At 32.7% G+C, this 2,204-nt stretch carries 1 protein-coding gene; it reads left to right on the top strand.

Annotated elements, in window-relative coordinates:
• Positions 1-297 precede the first annotated feature (297 nt).
• Positions 298-2,204 (top strand): DUF5916 domain-containing protein (locus tag ACTG3S_RS12480; protein ID WP_439129675.1); only part of this gene is annotated, 1,907 nt, incomplete at its 3' end.

The following is a 2,204-nucleotide window of genomic DNA, read 5'->3' as shown; positions in this document are numbered from 1 at the left end:
TCCTTGTTTACGGTAGCGCTGTTTGCTGATACTGTTTTGTAACTTAATGTGTTCATAATTACACTATTAGTTTTTGTTCAATTAATAATTTCATTTTCCTTAAAAAAGGAGTGCAAATGTACCACTATTTATTTTATTGACAAATAGACTTTTAGAAATATTTTTATCTACACATAGAGTTTTAACTTCTTACAAATAATTAACATATTGTTAAGAGAATAGAAAGTTACTTTTGCACCGTTGTTTAGAGATGTCTAAAATCTATTTTTTCAAAGATTAAAACACCCAAAAAAATCAATGAAATCTTTTATATTACTAGCCACTTTTTGCCTTTTAATAATTTTTTCTGTGGATGCACAAGAAGAAAATTTTTCTAAAATTCCAAAGAGAATTTACACGACTAAAAGGTTGATTAAAAAGCCAATAATCGATGGTAAAATTAATGAAGATGCTTGGAATGTAGTAGATTGGTCTTCAGATTTTGTAGAGAAAAATCCAGATGAAGGAACACCACCAGCTTACCAAACAAAGTTTAAAGTCATGTATGATGCAAAATTTTTATACATAGCTATTAGGGCTTTTGATGAAGAGCCAGAGTTGATACAACAAAGGTTAAGTAGAAGAGATGGTTTTGCTGGAGATCGAGTAAATGTAATTATTGATAGTTATCATGATAAAAGAACAGCTTTTGTTTTTACCACAACTGCTGCTGGTGTAAAAGGAGAAGAATTTGCATCGCAAAATGGAGATAATTGGGATGATAGCTGGAATCCTATTTGGTATACAGATGCCAATGTTGATGATAAAGGTTGGACCGCAGAAATGAAAATACCATTTAGCCAATTGCGTTTCGGGAAAGCAAAAGAGCAAATCTGGGGCTTTAACATTAATAGAACTATTTTTAGATTGCAAGAACGTTCTTTATGGCAAAGAATACCGAATGATCAAGCTGGTTTTATAAGTGAGGCAGGAGAATTGCATGGTCTTATCGATCTAAAACCACAAAAACAACTAGAAATACAACCCTTTACAGTTTTTCAATACGATACTTATCAAGCCGAAATTGGTAATCCATACAGAGATGGTAATGATTTTAAATTTAATGGAGGTCTAGATGCAAAAATCGGAATTACAAACGACTTAACTTTAGATTTAACAGTAAATCCAGATTTTGGTCAAGTAGAGGCAGATCCTGGTGCCATTGCTTTAGATGGTTTTCAAATATTTTTTAGAGAACAAAGACCTTTTTTTGTAGAAAATAGAAATATTTTCGATTTTGAATTTGCAAACGGAAGAGACAATTTATTTTACAGTAGAAGAATTGGTAGAAACCCACACAGAAGTGCTAATTTGGCAAGTGGAGAGTTTGCAAATGAACCATTGAATTCTAGAATTTTAGGCGCAGCAAAATTTTCTGGTAAAACGAAAGATGGTTGGTCCATTGGTGTTTTAGAGAGTGTTACTGCCAATGAATTTTCAGAAATTAAACAAACAGATGGTACAACTAGAAAAGAAATTGTAGAACCATTAACCAACTATTTTGTAGGTAGAGCACAAAAAGATTTTAACGAAAGAAATTCTTTTATTGGAGCCATATTTACAGCAACCAACAGAAATTTAGATGGAAATTTTAACGAGTTGCACAAAGCTGCATATACTGGTGGTATCGATTTTAATCATAACTGGAAAAATAGGGAATTTTTTATTGATGGAAACGTAATCTTAAGTCATGTTACAGGTAGTGAAGAAGCTATAGAAGATACACAACGTGCTATAACGCGCTTGTTTCAAAGAACAGATGCTACCCACGTTTCTGTAGACCCAACAAGAACTTCATTAACTGGTACAGGTGGTAGAATAGAATTTGGTAAAGCTGGTGGTGGTAATTGGCGTTACAATAGCGGTTTTATTTGGCGTTCTCCAGAATTAGAGTTAAATGATGTTGGTTTTTTAAGGCAAACAGATGAAATGATTCAGTTTGCAAACCTTAGTTATTTATGGCAGGTTCCTACAGAAACATATAGAAACATGCGTGTAAGTGCAGAGGAACTAACAGAATATGATTTTCAAGGAAATTTAAATAGAATACGTTTTGAAGGTTCTGCAAATGTAAATTGGATAAATAATGCTGATACAAGAATTGGGTTCGGGGCAAACTTTAAACGTTTTTCCAACTCTTTTTTAAGAGGTGGTCCTAGATGGAA

Source organism: Polaribacter sp., assembly GCF_965656025.1.
Taxonomy (GTDB): Bacteria; Bacteroidota; Bacteroidia; order Flavobacteriales; family Flavobacteriaceae; genus Polaribacter.
The sequence above is the reverse complement of the archived record's forward strand: the minus strand, read 5'-3'. Positions and strand labels throughout refer to the sequence as shown.